This window comes from Achromobacter sp. 1012554356, from assembly GCF_059760815.1.
The window spans coordinates 30986-47332 of the sequence record NZ_JCBANC010000050.1 but is presented as its reverse complement, the minus strand read 5'-3'; the positions used below and the strand labels follow the sequence as shown (position 1 = coordinate 47332).

Here is a 16347-nt window from a genome sequence, read left to right as displayed (position 1 = left end):
GTGGCGTAGGCGTCGCCCAGCCGGCCGAACGACGATCCTGCCAGGGTGCCCGTCAGTTGCTGCCAGGCGTTTTCATGGACAGGATCGGCCGCTCGCCAAGCCAGGAAGTCGTTGTAGTCTTGGGCCGTTGCCTTGCCGGAGCGCAGCAACAGCAGCCAATTGATCACCTGGTCCGCCATGGGTTGTCCTTGGGCGTACTTCAATTCATGCTTCCCGCAGGCAGGGGCCTACAGGGGGTCCTCTCAGTGGCAATTTTTAAATCATAAAGGTTTTTTACCAAAGATTACGGGGTGGTTGTCAATTCTTGACGAAATTAATGCCAAAAGCCGGCGTTTGGCCGGCTTTTTGAAGGCAATGTAGCCCGAACGGGCGGAATTACTGCTTAGGACGTCGTCCAAAATCCCTGAGTCGGAATCCAAACAGTAACAACATTCCGAAGTACACCACGCCGCTTGCCGCCAGCACGCCGGCCAGCAACAGGGCGCGTTGGCCGGCATGCGTCTGCAGCGCAATCCAGTCGATGCGCGTGTCCGCATACCAGAGCAGCGCCGCCAGCCCGGCCAGCGCGGGCACCAGTCGCAAGGCAAACACCGTCCAGCCGGCGCCGGGCACGTAGACGCCGCGGCGGCGCAGCCCGATCAGCAGCGCCAGGGCGTTCAGGCAGGCGCCCAGTCCGATGGCCAAGGCGAGTCCCGCATGCGCCAGCGTCGGCACCAGCAGCACGTTCAGCAACTGCGTCACCACCAGCACGGCGATGGCGATCTTCACGGGCGTGCGGATGTCCTGCTTGGCGTAGAACCCGGGGGCCAGGATCTTGACCGCCAGCAGGCCGATCAGCCCGGCCGAATAGGAGACGACGGCCAAGCGCGTCTGCAGCACGTCCTGCGCGCTGAAGGCGCCGTAATGGAACAGCGTGGCGACCAGCCCGTCCGACAGCATGGCCATGCCCACCGCAGCGGGCAGGCCCAGCAGCAGCACCAGGCGCAGGCCCCAGTCGAGCAGCGCGCTGTAGCCGCCGTGGTCGTCGCGGGCATGCGCTGCGGACAGGCTGGGCAAGAGGACGGTGCCCAGCGCCACGCCCAGCAGCGCCGTGGGGAATTCCATCAGGCGATCGGCGAACGACAGCCAGGTCACGCTGCCAGGCGTCAGCCACGTCGCTATATTGGTGTTGATCAGGAGCGAAATCTGCGCCACCGACACGCCGAGCGTGGCGGGCGCCATCTGCTTGAGAATCCGCTGCACGGTGGGATCGGCCCAGGCCTGCCGGAAGCGCAGCGAGAAGCGCGGCGTGAGACCCAGGCGCGCCAGGGCCACCCATTGCACGGCCAACTGCAGCACGCCGCCGATCATGACCCCGACGGCCAGCGCGTAGACCGGCACGTCCATGCGCGGCGCAAGCCAGATGCAGGCGCCGATCATGGACAGGTTCAGCAGCACGGGCGTGAAGGCGGGCACCGCAAAGCGCCGCCAGGTATTGAGCACGCCGGACGCGAAGGCGATCAGGGACATGCAGAGGATGTAGGGAAACATCATCCGCGTCATCCAGACCGCCGCGCCAAATTCGGTGTCGCGCGCCGCGCCGCGCAGGCCGCTGGCCATGGCCGACACCACCCAGGGCGCCGCGACGATGCCGATCAGCGTGACCAGCATCAATGCGGCGGTCAGCAGCAAGGCCACGCGGTCGAGCAGCGTGCGGACTTCTTCTTCGGAACGGTTGTTGCGCGCGGCGCCCAGGATGGGCACGAAGGCCTGAGCGAAGGCGCCCTCGGCGAACAGGCGGCGCAGCAGATTGGGAATGCGGAAAGCGACCCAGAAGGCATCGGTAATGGGGCCGGCGCCAAAGGCGCGGGCCACCAGGATGTCGCGGATCAGGCCGGAAATGCGGGACAGCAACGTAAAGCTGCTGACCGTGGCCGCCGAACGGAACAGGCTCATGGGTGGACTACTGAAGAGAAACGCGGGCCAGCAACTGTAAAGAACCTGCCCCTGCCCGCAAGAAGGCCTTTTCCCCGCCGGGCCGCCCCAAGGGGAAAAGCGCCCCCTCGGGGGGCAGAGAACCCGCGCAGCGGGTGAAGCGTGGGGGCATACTTTCCCCGCCGGGCCGCCCCAAGGGGAAAAGCGCCCCCTCGGGGGGCAGAGAACCCGCGCAGCGGGTGAAGCGTGGGGGCATTATTTTGGCGGCATGCGGATGGCGCCGTCCAGGCGGATCGTTTCGCCGTTCAGCATGTCGTTGGTGATGATGCTGTGGACCAGTTTGGCGTAGTCTTCCGGGCGGCCCAGGCGCGCGGGGAAGGGGATGCTGGCGGCCAGCGAGTCCTGCACTTCTTGCGGCATGCCGAAGATCATCGGGGTGCCGAAGATGCCCGGCGCGATGGTCATGCAGCGGATGCCGGTCTTGGACAGGTCGCGCGCGATCGGCAGCGTCATGCCCGCCACGCCCGCCTTGGAAGCGGCATAGGCCGCCTGGCCGATCTGGCCGTCAAAGGCGGCGACGGACGCCGTGTTGATCATCACGCCGCGTTCGCCGGTGGGCTCGGGCGTGTTGGCGCTCATGGCCTCGGCGGCCAGGCGCATCATGTTGAAGCTGCCGATCAGGTTGATCGACACGACCTTCTGAAAGAGCTCCAGCGGGTGTGCGCCGTTCTTGCCGACGATCTTGGCGGCGGGGGCGACGCCCGCGCAGTTGACCAGGCCAAACAGCGCGCCCAGTTCCAGCGCGGCGGCCACGACCTTCTTGCCGTCGGCTTCCTGCGTGACGTCGCAGTGCACGTAGCGCTGGCCGAGTTCCTTGGCGAGCGCTTCGCCCGGCTCGTCCTGCAGGTCGGCAATGACGACCTTGGCGCCATGTTCAACCAGCATGCGGGCGGTGCCGGCGCCCAGGCCGGATGCGCCGCCGGTAACGATGAATACCTTGTTCGCGATTTCCATGTGTGTACCACCAGATCAGTTCAAGGGAAGGAAGGCGGCGCGCCGGGCGCCGGATGCAACAAGGCCTTCGGGCCAGGGCCGGGACGCGCTGCGTCCGGCCGGCGCCGAAGGCCTTTGGGCCATCGAGGCGCCGATCAGCTTTGAACGGCTTCGAACAGGCGCGACTTGATTTCGTCGACGGCGCCCACGCCCGAGATCTTGCGGTATTTCGGGGCAGCGGCGGAATCTTGCTGCGCCCAGGCAGAGTAGTAATCGACCAGCGGACGCGTTTGCTCGCGGTATACCGACAGGCGGTGGCGCACGGTTTCCTCGCGGTCGTCGTCACGCTGGACCAGCTCTTCGCCCGTGACGTCGTCCTTGCCTTCGGTCTTGGGCGGGTTAAAGCGCACGTGGTAGCTGCGGCCGCTGGACTGGTGCACGCGGCGTCCGCTCATGCGTTCGATGATGTCTTCTTCGGGGACGGCGATTTCCACGACGTAGTCCAGCTTGACGCCGGCGCTCTTGAGCGCGTCGGCCTGCGGGATGGTGCGGGGAAAGCCGTCGAACAGGTAGCCGTTGGCGCAGTCGGGCTGCGTCAGGCGGTCTTGCACCAGGCCGATGATGATCTCGTCGGAAACCAGGCCGCCGGCGTCCATGACCTTCTTGGCTTCAATACCCAGCGGGGTGCCCGCTTTCACCGCGGCGCGCAGCATGTCGCCGGTGGAGATCTGGGGAATGCCGAAGTGCTGCGTTAGAAACGCGGCCTGGGTGCCTTTGCCGGCGCCGGGGGGTCCGAGCAAGATGAGACGCATGAGTGCTCCTGAAGGGGTTTATTTTTTGTGATCCGGGGGATTATGCCGCAACGCAGCAGCCAATGCGGGGCTGCGCCATGCGAAATAACCCTTATATCTGATTGCTGTAGATCAAGCGGACGCGATCAAGATCGGCCGGGGTATCTACCCCGCCCGCAGGAGGCGTCGAGGCCCGATGGACGACGATGACGTGGCCGTGTTCCATGGCCCGCAGTTGCTCCAGCGATTCAAAGCGTTCCAGCGCGCCTTGCGGCAGCGTCGGAAAGCGGCGCAGGAACGACGCGCGGTAGGCGTACAGGCCGATGTGATGCCAGGCGGGCAGGCCCTGCGCCAGCACGCGTTCGCCGCCGGCCAGCGCGTCCCGGGCCCAGGGGATGGGGGCGCGCGAAAAATACAGCGCGCGGTCGTCGGCGGCGCAGACCAGCTTGACGACGTTGGGATTGAACAGAGCCTCGGCATCCGCCAGGGGGCATGCACAGGTGGCGATGTCGGCCTGCGGATAGGCCTGCAGCTTGGCCGCCACCGCGTCGATGAGTTCGGGTTCGATCAGGGGCTCGTCGCCCTGCACGTTCACGACGATCGCGTCGTCGGGCAGGCCAAGCTGCTCGACCGCTTCGGCCAGCCGGTCGGTGCCGGTGGGATGGTCGCCGCGGGTCATCAGGGCGCGCAGGCCGTGCGCCTGCGCAGCCTGCTGCACGCGCAGGTCATCGGTGGCGATGAAAATTTGCGAGGCGCGCGACAGCGCGGCGCGATCGGCGGTGCGCACGACCATGGGCTTGCCAGCGATGTCGGCAAGCGGCTTGTCGGGCAACCGGGTCGAGGCGGTGCGCGCCGGGATGATGGCGATGAAGCTCACGATGCGGCGTTCAGCGGGAGGCGGCGGCGTCGTCCAGCGCGCGGGCTTCGGATTCCAGCATGACCGGAATACCGTCGCGCAGCGGGAAGGCCAGCCGGTCCGCACGGCAGACCAGTTCGGCCTGCTGCCGGTCGTGTTCGAGGCGGCCCTTGCACAAGGGGCAAACGAGGATGTCGAGAAGGCGGGATTCCATGACCGGGATTCTAAAACAGTTTTGCCGCCTGACAGCGCGCGGCGCGTCGGGGTTGCAGCAAGCCGCCCGTTACGCGGCCGGGTTGCGGCCCCGGTTTTTGCCGCCGCCGTTCTGGCCACTGACCGGGCGCTCTTTGCAAGCGCGCAGCGCGTCGGCCAGCCAGTCAAAGAGCTCCGGGTCGGAGAACGCGGCCTGCACCGGCACTTCCCACAGCCGGGGATCGTTCAAGGCGTCGCATTTGATGGCGTCCTTGGCGGTCACCAGGATGACGTCGGCGTCCAGCGCCTGGAAGGGTGACGTGGCGTAGTCGTGGTGATCTGGCAGGTGAAGCGTCGCGGACAGCGTGATGCCGGCTGCCCGCAAGGTGGCGAAAAAACGCTCCGGATTGCCGATGCCGGCCGCCGCCGCGATGCGGGGCTGGCCGGCAAAGGCCGATAGCGGCTGTGTGGCGTGTCCCCCGATATGGCGCGCCAGGCCGGGTTCAAGCCACATCTGGACCTGGCGGGGACGGCTGCTTGCGGTGTCTGACACCCTCGGGAGCCGGCCGTCAGGCTGTGACGGTTCCTCAAGGGTGTCAGACACCGCAAGCAGCCGTCCGTCATGCCGCGAACGTGCCTCAAGGGTGTCAGACACCGCAAGAGAATTGCCCGGCGTGCCGATATTGGTGACCACGGCGTCCACGTCGGCCAGCCGGCTGGCGGGCTCGCGCAGCGGGCCGGCGGGCAGCAGGCGCCGGTTGCCCACGCCGCGCTGGTCCTGCACCACGATTTCGATGTCACGCGCCAGGGCCAGGTGTTGCAGGCCGTCGTCCGAGACGATGACGTCCACCCGCGGATGGGCCTGCAGCAAGACTTGGGCGGCGCGCGCGCGCTTGGGGTGGATGCACACGGGCGCGCCGGTGGCGCGGGCGATCAGCGCCGGTTCGTCGCCAAAGCGGGCGGCTTCCAGGTCGCCCAGCCCCACACGCGGATGCGGGCCGACCTTCACACCGTAGCCTCGGCTGACCACACCCGGGGTGTAGCCCCGGGCCCGCAGGTTCTCGACGGTGGCGATCACCATGGGCGTCTTGCCCGTGCCGCCCACGTAGATGTTGCCGATCACGACCACGGGCACGGGCGGCCGGTAGGACACCTTGGCGCCGCTGGCATAGCGCGCGCGCTTGCGCTCGACCGCCCAGGCGGTCAGCGCGGACAGCGGGCGCAGGGCGGTGGACAGCCAGCCGCCGCGCTGCCATTGGCGGGCCAGCAGTGATGCGCGTCGGGTTTTCAACGGTTGGTCTGGGCGGCGAAATTGACGCGGCCGATGCCCGCAAGGCGCGCGGCTTCCATGATGTTGATCACGGACTGATGGGTGGCCTGGGCGTCGGCATTGATGATGATGAGCGGCTCGGTCTTGCCGGCTGCGGCTTGGCGCAAGGCCTCGGCGATTTCGGGCGGGGTGGACACGTCGATCAGGGTGCCGTTCAAGGCGTAGCGGCCATCCTGGCTGACCGCGACTTCCAGCGCGGGCGGCGTGTCCTGTTCGGACGACGCCTGCGGCAACGTCACCTTCAACTGCGTGAAGCGGGTGAACGACGTGGTGGCCGCCAGGAAGATGAGGATGACCAGCAGGACGTCGATGAGCGGGATCAGGTTGATGTCCAGCTCATCGCGGTCGCCCCGGGAACCGCGGAAATTCATGGACGGGCCTCGCGGGAGGCGCGCGCGGGCGAGAGCGCGCGGATCAGGCGCGACGCGGCCTGTTCCATGGCGTTGAGGTAACCGTCCACGCGACCGCGCAGATAGCGGTGCGCGATCATGGCGGGAATGGCGATCAGAATGCCGAAACCGGTGTTGTAAAGCGCGATCGAGATGCCGCGCGCCAGTTGGGCGGGGTCGCCGCCGCCGGGGGTGTAGGAGCCGAAGATTTCGATCATGCCGACAACGGTGCCGAACAGGCCCATCAGCGGGGCGACGACGGCGATGGTGCCGATGGCGGAGATGTAGCGGCCGAGGTCATGCGCAACGGCGCGGCCGGTGTCTTCGACCACGTTGCGCAGTTCTTCGCGCGGCAGGTGGCGGTGACGCATCACTTCAGCCAGCACGCGGCCCAGCGGGGAATTGCGTTCCAGTCGGTGGATCGATTCCGCCGTGTCCTGGTGGTTGCGCAGCATCTCGGCGACCTGGTCGTTCAGGCCGCGCGGCATCACCAGGTTCCGGCGCAGGGACAGGAAGCGCTCGAAGATCAGCGCCAACCCCAGCACGGATGTCGCCAGCAGGGGCCAGATAGGCCAGCCGGCCTCGCGCAGAATGGAAAGCAAAGCGGTCAACTCCTGAGGAGCCGAAGGCGCCGCAAGCGGCGCGCAGTGGCATCTGAATAAGCCGAAACTGTAACGGTGCGGCGCGCATGTGGCAAGGCAGGGGGATCCCCAAATTATCCACAGAATCTGTGGATAATTCTGTGTAGAACTCAGCCAGAAGGCTTATGGGCACGGGGCTTGCGCTTGTTTGCTTCAATTGCGCGCACTGCTGTTCCCTATAAAAATTCATTGAAATCAATGGCTTGCACCGAATTTGCTGGCGTTCTGGGCAGTTCGTGCAAATTTCTGCGGACGCGGTATCATTGCGCCCCGCTACGCCTGCCCTGTGGACAGGTTCGCATCGGAAAGCCCCATGACAATTGAGCTCCCAGTCACAAACAACGCATTTGCGCGGGAAATCCTTACAGTTGCCCAGCTAAACCAAGCAGTGGGGCAGTTGTTGGAGCGCAGCATCCCGGCGCTGTGGGTTCGCGGCGAGATTTCCAACTTCACGCAAGCCGCGTCCGGGCATTGGTACTTCACGCTCAAGGACAGCCGGGCCTCCGTGCGGGCCGTCATGTTCCGCAGCCGCGCCAGCGCGGTGGGCTTCGTCCCCCGAGCGGGCGACCAGGTCGAGATCCGGGCCCGCGTTTCCCTGTACGAACCGCGGGGCGACTATCAGCTCCAGGCTGACGCCATGCGGCGGGCAGGATTAGGGAATCTGTACGAGGCCTTTCTGCGGCTTAAAGAGCAACTGGCCTCCGAAGGCTTGTTCGATCCGGCCCGCAAACGTGAGCCTGTCCCTCTTCCCCGCGCAATCGGCGTGATCACCTCGCTGCACGCGGCGGCGCTGCGCGACGTGCTGTCGGCGTTGGCCCGGCGCGCGCCGCAGGTGCCGGTCATCATTTATCCGGCCCCGGTTCAGGGGGCGGACGCCGCCAACAAGCTGGCCGCGCAGTTGCGTCTGGCCAACGAGCGGGCCGAAGTCGATACGCTGCTGCTGGTACGGGGCGGCGGCAGCATCGAAGACCTCTGGAGCTTCAACGACGAAGACCTGGCGCGCCAGGTGGCGGTCAGCGAGATTCCCGTCATCAGCGGCGTCGGCCACGAAACCGACTTCACCATCGTGGACTTTGTGTCGGACCTGCGGGCGCCCACGCCCACCGCTGCGGCTGAACTGGCGTGCGCGCCGCGCGCCGAACTGCTTGGCCGCGTCATGCAGTCCCTGCAAACCATGGTGCGCGGCCAGCAGCGCCGGCTGGAGCGGGCGGCGCAGCGCCTGGATCGCGCCACCGCGCAACTGGTGTCCCCGGCGCAACGCCTGCAACACCAGCGCGAACGACTGAACAGCCTGCAATACCGCCTGGCCTCGGCCTGGTCGGCGCCGCAAGGCCGGCGCGCCGCGCGCGTCAATCTGCTGGCGCAGCGCCTCAGCCATCGCGTGCCGGATACCGGCCGGGCAGCCGAACGTCTGGCTGGCGCCGTGCGCCAATTGGGGCAGGCCCATGCCCGCCTGCTGGTGCAGCGGCGCAATCGGCTTGCCGCCGCCTCGGCGCAGCTACGCGCCCTGGATCCCGGCAACACGCTGGCGCGCGGCTACGCGATCGCCCGCGACGCGGAAGGCCGCATTGTTCGTGACGCGGCCGCGCTATCGGCGGGCCAGCCGCTGGACCTGAGCTTCGCGCAGGGCGGCGCGCAGGTTCAGGTGCAAACCACCCGTACCACGCGCGACCCAAGCTGATTTTTCCGCGAGCCCCCGACTGGGGCGGCGTGCGGCTCGGTCGCCGCAAATCCTTTCCACCCAAACCATGGCGGCAGGATGTTCCACGACAGAAATCTGAAATGGGCGGCCACCGGTCTGGCCGCGGCGATATGGGCATCTGGAGTTGGCTCCGTGGCCCATGCGGAAAACGCAGCCGTTTCCCCGGCGGCATCCGCAGCCGCCGATTGCAACTGCGCGTCGCCGTACCGCGAATACAAGAAAGCCGACACCCCGCAGACCGAGGCGCTGTTCGCAGCGGTAAGCCGCAACGATGAGGCGGCATTCCTGGCCGCGTTGGCGCAGGTGGCGCGGCCCGGCGATTACGCTCTGGACGGCGTCCCCTTGCTGCACGCCGTGCTGATGCCGACTCGCAGCCTGCGATCGCAGTACGTGTATTGGGATATGACGCCGGAAGACGCGGCGCGGCTGCGTAAGGCCCACGAGGCCAACCTGCCGGTCCGCGCGCGCATGCTGGCCGCGCTGCTGGCCACCAAGCCGGGACTAAACGACATTACGTACGACTCGCGCCGGCCGCCGCTTCACCTGGCGCTGCTGTATGGCACGCCCGAGATCATGGAAACGTTGCTGGCCGCGGGCGCCAACCCCGATCAGCGTGGCGACGCCAACGACACGCCGCTGGAATTCCTGCTGAACCGCGATTTCGAATTCGCGGTGCGCATGACGTACCTGCCGCGCCTTGTCGATCGCAAGAACCTGACGCGCATGGTGGTGGCCTTGTTCGGCGCCGGCGCCAGCCGCCCGTATGCGGCGCTCGATGCGGCCGACAAGACCGCGACGAGTGTTTTCAAGGACGGACAGGGCAAAGCGCGGCCTGCGGCGGACTTCCTGTCCTGGCTGCCTCTGGTGGAATTGACGGAAGGCGGGCAAGCCCTGCGAGCGCTGGCCGCGACCGGCAGCCAGCCCGCCTATGAAGAGGAACTGACCGCCCTGGCGTTCGCCGCCTACGAGGGCGATGCGCAGGCGGTGTCGTACCTGATGGACCAGGGGCCGCGCACGATCCCGGCCACGGCGTACGGCGAAACCCGGGATCGCGACGTTTGGCTGGATGCGGCGCAAGCGGCGGTCGAAGGCGGGCATCCCGCAATCGCCGAACAACTGCTGCGCGCGGGCATGCCCTTCGCGCAACGCGGCCCGCAAGTGGGCTCGGGCGGCCTGATCTTCGCCAAGCCTCAGATGAACAACCGTCCCATCATGAATCTGGCCGCCCAGCGCGGCGACACGCAGACAGTGCAGCGCCTGCTGGCTTTGGGTGCGCCGGTTGACGGCGATCCCGCCGAGCCGCATGGAAACACACCCTTGGCCGATGCCGTCGAAGCCGGCCAGTCCGACTCCGTCAAGGCGCTGCTGGCCGGGGGCGCCGATCCGGGCTTGCGGCGCGAAGGGTACGACCGCCGGTCAGCGCTGGAGGTTGCGGTGCGGGCCGGAGACACAACGCTGTTGCGCACCCTGCTGGCCGCGATGAAACCCGACGCCCTGCGCGCGGCGCTGCAGAACCCTGCCGACTCGCCCATCGCGCAACTGTTGCGGCAGCCGGGCGGGCAGGGCGCGGCGGTGCTGCGCATGTTCGCGGACGCGGGATTCGACATGAAGACGCTGGACGCAAGCGCCATTCGCCAGGCTCTCGAAAGCCGCGATACGGCGATGGCCATGATGCTGATCGACGCGGGCGTGCCGGTGAATCCGCCCGTGGGTCCGTCAGCGCAAACAACCGGCGGTGACGGCTTGCCGATGGCCATGGACGATCCGCGCGGCACGCCGCCGCTGCTGTTGGCGGCAACGTCCGGCCAGGTCGCGGTCGTCGATGCATTGCTGGCCAAGGGCGCCGACCCCGCCGCCATCGCGCCGGACGGCGAAAGCGCCCTGTATTGGCTGATCGGCCGTCAGGACACCGCCATGCTGGATCGGCTGCTGCGCGCCGGTGCGCGGTTGGACGACCCGCGGCTGCCGGTCGCGCCCAAACCGTACGCGCTGCTCAACGCGGCCGTGGTGTCCGGCGACATGGAAACGGTGCGCCGCGTGAGCGCGGCGAACCGCCAGCCGGTTGCGCAAGCGTGCATGCCAGACAACGGGGAGTTCGTGCTGATCGACAAGCCTGGCTACTTTGCGGCATTGCACGCAGCCGGCTTCACCGGCCAGCCATCGTCATGCGCGCGCGATGGGCGCCCCTTGCCCGAGCGCATCGTGTCGATGCTGCTGCAGAGCCGGCAATTGATCACCGCGCGGCATGACACGGTGGTGCAGGTGTTGGGCCAGTTGAAGGAGTCGGGCACCGATCTGGATGCGCCTTTGGCCGATGGCGATACGCCGCTGAACGTGGCCATCCGGCTGGGCCGCCGGGACCTCGCCCAAGCGTTGCTCGATGCCGGCGCAAGCCCTGACGCCGACGACGGCGCGGGCCGCGGTCCTGCGTGGATCGCACTTGAAACCGGCCAACCCGCCATGTTGTCCCTGCTGGCTCAGCACCACGCGCGCTTCGACGCGGCGGTGGCGCCGTCGGGCCAGTCGTTCCGCACGGCGCTTGCCTGCCAATCCGATCCGGCCTTCGCCCGCGTCCTGCAGGATGCGGGCATCACGCTGCAGGCGGACTGCGCGCCGCCGCCCGCGCAAGGCCGGCGCGTGGGCGCCAAGGCCACCAGCAAGTCATCCGAAGCGCTGCGCGTGCCGGGGCACTACTACCTGCGTGGCGTGCGGGAAGTGGGCAGCGAATTGCTGCTTCTGGAAGACGGCAACTTCGAATATTTCCTGAGCTATGGCGCGGTCGACATCAATGCGCGCGGGGCCTGGCGCACCGATGGTAAGCAGGTCTTCCTGGACACGCCGCCGCTGCGGCCGTACACCGCCATTGCGAACGTGCGCGCCGATACACGCACCGATACACGCGCCGGCAACAGGCCGGCCGAGCCCGGCATGCTGACGGTGCGCGTCTATCACCGTGGCCGTCCGGTCAGCATCGACGTGGCGATGTCCTCAGCCGATCAGGATTACGGCGGCGGGCCACGCCAATCTGAAGGGGCGGACGGCGTCTCCGTTCCCATCGCGGCGGGCGCATTGAAGGCGCTGGCCGTCTTCGTGCCGGTGCCGTCGGGCGGACGTTGGCACGACGTGGATGTCGCCCGCATCGACCCCGCCACCCGCGCCGTGCGCATCGACGTCGACGTGCCCGACGCCGCGGCCAGCGCGCCGCTGCACAAGGTCCTGATCATGGATAAGGACGGCGCGCTGGTCGAGACCGGCAGCGGGCGGGAGCTGCGTTACGTGAAGTGACGCCATGCGCGCCGCCGCGCGCGGGCGCAACAACGCAGGGTCATAAGCATGTGCCTGTTAACCCCGCGCCAGCGCGGGGTTAACACGGTATCCTCGGGAGTTGCCGATACAATTGTCCGGCTTGATCGTGCTCTCAACAGAAGGAACCATCACATGGCACATACTCTTCCCCCCCTGCCTTACGAACTCGACGCTCTGGCGCCGCACATCTCCAAGGAAACGCTGGAGTTCCACTACGGCAAGCATCACCAGACGTACGTCACGAATCTGAACAACCTGATCCCGGGTACGGAATTCGAAACGCTGTCGCTGGAAGACATCGTGAAGAAGTCCTCGGGCGGCATCTTCAACAACGCAGCCCAGGTCTGGAACCACACGTTCTACTGGAACAGCCTGGCTCCCAAGGCCGGCGGCGCACCGACGGGCGCGCTGGCTGACGCCATCAACGCCAAGTGGGGCAGCTTCGACGCCTTCAAGGAAGCCTTCAACAAGTCGGCTGCCGGCAACTTCGGTTCGGGCTGGACCTGGCTGGTCAAGAAGGCCGACGGCTCGGTCGACATCGTCAACACCAGCAACGCGGCCACCCCGCTCACGACGGCCGACAAGCCGCTGCTCACCTGTGATGTCTGGGAACACGCGTACTACATCGACTACCGTAACGCGCGTCCCAAGTACCTCGAAAACTTCTGGGCCCTGGCGAACTGGGATTTCGCCGCCAAGAACTTCGCCTGATCGGCGGTTCCGGCATGCATGCGGCCTCTGCGCCGCAGCCCTGAATTCAACCCCTCGCCCCGGCGAGGGGTTTTCTTTTTGTTCAGGAAAAAGTCAGTTTCGAAAACCCTGTCGATTGTCGCGTTCATTACACGGAACTGACGCGGGAACTGGCTTTTCTTCAGGGTAAGCCCTTACCGAAACGTCGCTATCGTTGCCCACGGTCAGCGGCTGCACCCCGGAGCACATGGCTGCGGCAAGACCGCAAAAGCCGGGGCAATCACAGGGAAGGGAAGCATGTTGCGGTTATTTTCGGGGATGCGCATCGGCGCTCGCCTGACAGGGGCGTTTTTGCTGGTGGCGGTAATAGGCGGTGCGATCGGGGCCTTTGGGGTGTGGGGGCTGGCGCGCATCAATGACATGAACGACAGGCTTTACGACACCGAACTGCGCGGCATTTCGGATCTGAAGGAAGCCAACATCAATCTGATCTACGCAGGACGCGCGCGCAATGCATACCTGGGCGCGTCCACCGACCAGGAGCGTCAGGCGCTGCGCAAGCAGTTTGACGACGCGGTCAAGAACATGGATGTGCTGCGCGAGAAGGCTGCCGCGAACTTCTACGAAGAACAGACCAAAAGCCTGTTGGCCCAGTTCGGTGAAACCGAGCAGGTGTGGAAGCGTGAGGCTGCCGCGTTCTTCGATGCGGCCAAGTCGCAGCCCATGACCCAGACCGATCCGCGCGTGGCCGATATCGAAAAGCGTGTCATCGCCTCGTCGCAGAAGCTCGATGACCTGATGACCAACCTGGCCATCAGCAAGGAAAAGGTCGCCGAGCGCTCGGTGGCGGAAGGCACGGCGCTCTACAACACGGTTCGCGCCATCATGATCGCCCTGGCGATCGCGGGCGTGGCCATCGGCATGCTGTTGGGATGGCTGGTGACGCGCGGCATCGTGCGTCCGCTGGGCGAGGCTGTGTCGGCGGCACGGCAGGTGGCCGCGGGCGACCTGACCACCGATATCCGTGTGGTCACGCGCGACGAGACCGGCGACCTGATGGGCGCGCTCAAGGCCATGAATGAAAGCCTGGCCCGCATCGTCAAGGACGTGCGCGACGGCTGCGAGAACATCGCCTCGGCGTCGTCGCAGATTGCGCAGGGCAACGCCGACCTGTCGCAGCGCACGGAAGAGCAGGCATCCTCGCTCGAAGAAACCGCTGCATCGATGGAAGAACTGACCAGCACGGTGCAGCAGAACGCCAACAATGCCAGCGAGGCCGACCGTCTGGTCAGCCAGGCGTCGACCGTCGCTGTGCGCGGCGGCGAGGTTGTCGAGGGCGTGGTGCAGACCATGAGCGCGATCTCGGACAGCTCGCGCCGCATCGCCGACATCACGGGCGTGATCGACGGCATCGCATTCCAGACCAACATCCTGGCGCTCAATGCGGCCGTGGAAGCGGCGCGCGCGGGCGAGCAGGGCCGCGGCTTCGCGGTCGTGGCGGGCGAGGTGCGCACGCTGGCCCAGCGTTCCGCGGTGGCGGCCAAGGAAATCAAGGCCTTGATCGACGAGTCGGTGACGCGCGTCGAAGGTGGCACGCGTCAGGTCGACGAGGCCGGACGCACGATGCGCGAAGTGGTCGACAGCGTACGTCAGGTCGCGACGCTGGTGCGCGAGATCTCGGGCGCATCGGAAGAGCAATCGACCGGTATCGGTCAGGTGAACCAGGCCGTCTCGCAGATGGACACGGTGACCCAGCAGAACGCCGCCCTGGTCGAAGAAGCCGCGGCCGCCGCTGCCAGCATGCAGGAGCAAGCCACGCGTCTCGCGCAGGAAGTGCGCCGTTTCAAGGTGGATGCAAGCGGCGGGTCGGCGGCGCAGCCGCAGGCCCGGCTGATGCCGGCCGAACGCGCGCCGGTGCGCAAGCCCGTCGCGCCGGCAGCCCGTGCGGCGCAGTCGCGGCCTGCGCTGGCGAGCGCTTCGCAGGACGACTGGTCGTCATTCTGAGGTCCGGCCGCGCGGCGATGGACGGCCGTTGACGGCCGTTCCCATCCAAACTTCCGGTTGCGGAACGCTGCATCTTTCGGCTACGGGTCAGGCTGGGATGGTAAGGTTGGCAACTTCCCACGCCGCCCTGTCCCCCTCCATGAGTCTGCCCGACCCCGTCCGCCGCGTCATCGCCCGAACACGCCGGGTCGCGCGCCGCAAGGTGCGTCAGATCAACCGTCTGTCGAAGAAGAGCGTGCAGCTTGGGCTGCTGCTGGGTGGCGCGGCGATGGTGGCGCTCATGTCGCTGGGCTTTACCTATCTGGCCGACAAGGCGCTGGCCTGGAACCGCCAATGGGTCGCCTACAACGGCTGGCTGGCGCTGCTGGTCATGCCGTTCGGGCTTGCCGCCCTGCGCTGGCTCACGCTGCGCTTCGCGCCCAACGCCTCTGGCAGCGGCATTCCCCAGGTTATCGGCGCGTTGTCGCTGCCGCCGGGCCCCAGCCAGAACAGCCTCGTGTCGCTGGCCCAAAGCCTGTGGAAGATTCCGCTGGCATTCTTTGGCATGCTGTGCGGCGCGTCGATCGGCCGTGAAGGGCCCTCCGTGCAGGTGGGCGCGGCCCTGATGCTGGCGTGGGGCGATTTCTGGAAGCGCCGCGGCTTGCAGTTGCGCGGCTTTCACGCCAACGAGCTGATCGCGGCGGGCGCCGCGGGCGGCCTGGCGGCGGCCTTCAACGCGCCGCTGGCCGGCGTGATCTTCGCCATCGAGGAACTGGGGCGGGGCACCGTGCTGCGCTGGCAGCGGCTGGTGCTGATCGGCGTGCTTTCGGCCGGCTTCCTGGTGGTGGCGGTGGAAGGCAACAATCCTTATTTCGGCGTCTTCGCCGGCGCGCCGCTCTCGCAGAACATGGTGATGTGGATCGTCATCTGCGCCGCGCTCAATGGTGCGCTGGGCGGCATCTTCGCCCGCCTGCTGGGCAAGGGGCCGATCGGCGCGGCGCCGCAGTCGTGGCGCGCATGGATCCGCGCGCATCCGATCTGGACGGCGTTTGTCATGGGGCTGGCCCTGGCGGTGATCGGCCTGTGCACGGCAGGCAGCGTGTACGGCACCGGCTATGCCGTGGCGGCCGACCTCCTGAACGGCAAGGACTCGGTGCCGGACGGCTTCGGTCTGGCCAAGCTGGCGGCCACCGTGGCGTCGTACTGGGCGGGCATTCCCGGCGGCATCTTCACGCCGGCGCTGACCACCGGCGCGGGCATCGGTCATCACATCTGGGAGCTGGCGGGCGAGGGCGTCGACCAGCGCGTGCTGGTGCTGCTGTCGATGGCCGCCTTTCTGGCGGCCGCCACGCAGGCGCCGCTGACCGCAAGCGTCGTGGTGATGGAAATGACGGGTAGCCAGCCGATGCTCTTCTGGCTGCTGGTGGGATCGTTGCTGGCATCGGGCGTGTCGCGCCAGTTCTGCCCGCAGCCGTTCTACCATCTGGCGGCCGGCCGTTTCCGCCGTCAGGCCATCGTCGACGCGGGCCGCGCGGCCAAGTCCGGAGCGCACTGATCCCG

Annotated in this window: 14 protein-coding genes; 5 read left to right on the top strand and 9 right to left on the bottom strand. The window is 67.2% G+C overall.

The genetic code is table 11. From position 1 onward, the window contains the following. The 9 genes from AC6LJW_RS22315 to AC6LJW_RS22275 all read right to left on the bottom strand — a co-directional run. The coding region (locus tag AC6LJW_RS22315) for a FecR/PupR family sigma factor regulator (RefSeq protein WP_498088268.1) at window positions 1-179 on the bottom strand (179 nt) is incomplete at its 3' end. Window positions 180-375: 196 nt separating this feature from the next. After that, on the bottom strand, window positions 376-1935 hold the full coding sequence (gene murJ, locus AC6LJW_RS22310) for a murein biosynthesis integral membrane protein MurJ (protein ID WP_498088267.1): 1560 nt from the start codon (window positions 1933-1935) through the stop codon (window positions 376-378). A 234-nt stretch (window positions 1936-2169) separates the two neighbouring features. Next, on the bottom strand, window positions 2170-2928 hold the full coding sequence (locus AC6LJW_RS22305) for a 3-hydroxyacyl-CoA dehydrogenase (RefSeq protein ID WP_056562661.1): 759 nt from the start codon (window positions 2926-2928) through the stop codon (window positions 2170-2172). Window positions 2929-3062: 134 nt separating this feature from the next. Next, window positions 3063-3719, bottom strand: coding sequence for an adenylate kinase (gene adk, locus AC6LJW_RS22300; protein WP_498088266.1), 657 nt, complete (start codon window positions 3717-3719; stop codon window positions 3063-3065). 91 nt (window positions 3720-3810) lie between these two features. After that, window positions 3811-4575, bottom strand: a complete 765-nt coding sequence (gene kdsB / locus AC6LJW_RS22295; RefSeq protein ID WP_498088265.1) for a 3-deoxy-manno-octulosonate cytidylyltransferase — start codon at window positions 4573-4575, stop codon at window positions 3811-3813. Window positions 4576-4585: 10 nt separating this feature from the next. Then, window positions 4586-4768 (bottom strand): Trm112 family protein, encoded by a 183-nt coding sequence (locus tag AC6LJW_RS22290; RefSeq protein WP_056562652.1) that lies wholly within the window; start codon window positions 4766-4768, stop codon window positions 4586-4588. Between the two features lie 69 nt (window positions 4769-4837). After that, window positions 4838-6037, bottom strand: coding sequence for a tetraacyldisaccharide 4'-kinase (gene lpxK, locus AC6LJW_RS22285; RefSeq protein ID WP_498088264.1), 1200 nt, complete (start codon window positions 6035-6037; stop codon window positions 4838-4840). Further along, on the bottom strand, window positions 6034-6447 hold the full coding sequence (locus tag AC6LJW_RS22280) for an ExbD/TolR family protein (RefSeq protein WP_056562648.1): 414 nt from the start codon (window positions 6445-6447) through the stop codon (window positions 6034-6036). The genes lpxK and AC6LJW_RS22280 overlap by 4 nt, the downstream gene beginning before the upstream one ends. Next, window positions 6444-7067, bottom strand: a complete 624-nt coding sequence (locus AC6LJW_RS22275) for a MotA/TolQ/ExbB proton channel family protein (protein ID WP_056562646.1) — start codon at window positions 7065-7067, stop codon at window positions 6444-6446. Before AC6LJW_RS22275 ends, AC6LJW_RS22280 begins: the two co-directional genes overlap by 4 nt. A 352-nt stretch (window positions 7068-7419) precedes the next feature. Between AC6LJW_RS22275 and xseA the strand changes: the two genes are divergently transcribed. The 5 genes from xseA to AC6LJW_RS22250 all read left to right on the top strand — a co-directional run bounded on the left by xseA (window position 7420) and on the right by AC6LJW_RS22250 (window position 16342). After that, window positions 7420-8787, top strand: a complete 1368-nt coding sequence (gene xseA / locus AC6LJW_RS22270) for an exodeoxyribonuclease VII large subunit (RefSeq protein WP_056562643.1) — start codon at window positions 7420-7422, stop codon at window positions 8785-8787. Window positions 8788-8940: 153 nt separating this feature from the next. After that, a complete protein-coding gene (locus AC6LJW_RS22265; protein ID WP_498088263.1) occupies window positions 8941-12093 on the top strand; it encodes an ankyrin repeat domain-containing protein in 3153 nt (1050 codons plus the stop codon). Between the two features lie 153 nt (window positions 12094-12246). Further along, complete coding sequence (gene sodB / locus AC6LJW_RS22260; protein WP_056324270.1) at window positions 12247-12825, top strand: superoxide dismutase [Fe]; 579 nt, start codon at window positions 12247-12249, stop codon at window positions 12823-12825. Between the two features lie 276 nt (window positions 12826-13101). Beyond that, window positions 13102-14808, top strand: coding sequence for a methyl-accepting chemotaxis protein (locus tag AC6LJW_RS22255; protein ID WP_056562641.1), 1707 nt, complete (start codon window positions 13102-13104; stop codon window positions 14806-14808). A 139-nt stretch (window positions 14809-14947) separates the two neighbouring features. Beyond that, window positions 14948-16342, top strand: a complete 1395-nt coding sequence (locus tag AC6LJW_RS22250; RefSeq protein WP_056562637.1) for a chloride channel protein — start codon at window positions 14948-14950, stop codon at window positions 16340-16342. The last annotated feature ends 5 nt before the right edge of the window (window positions 16343-16347 follow it).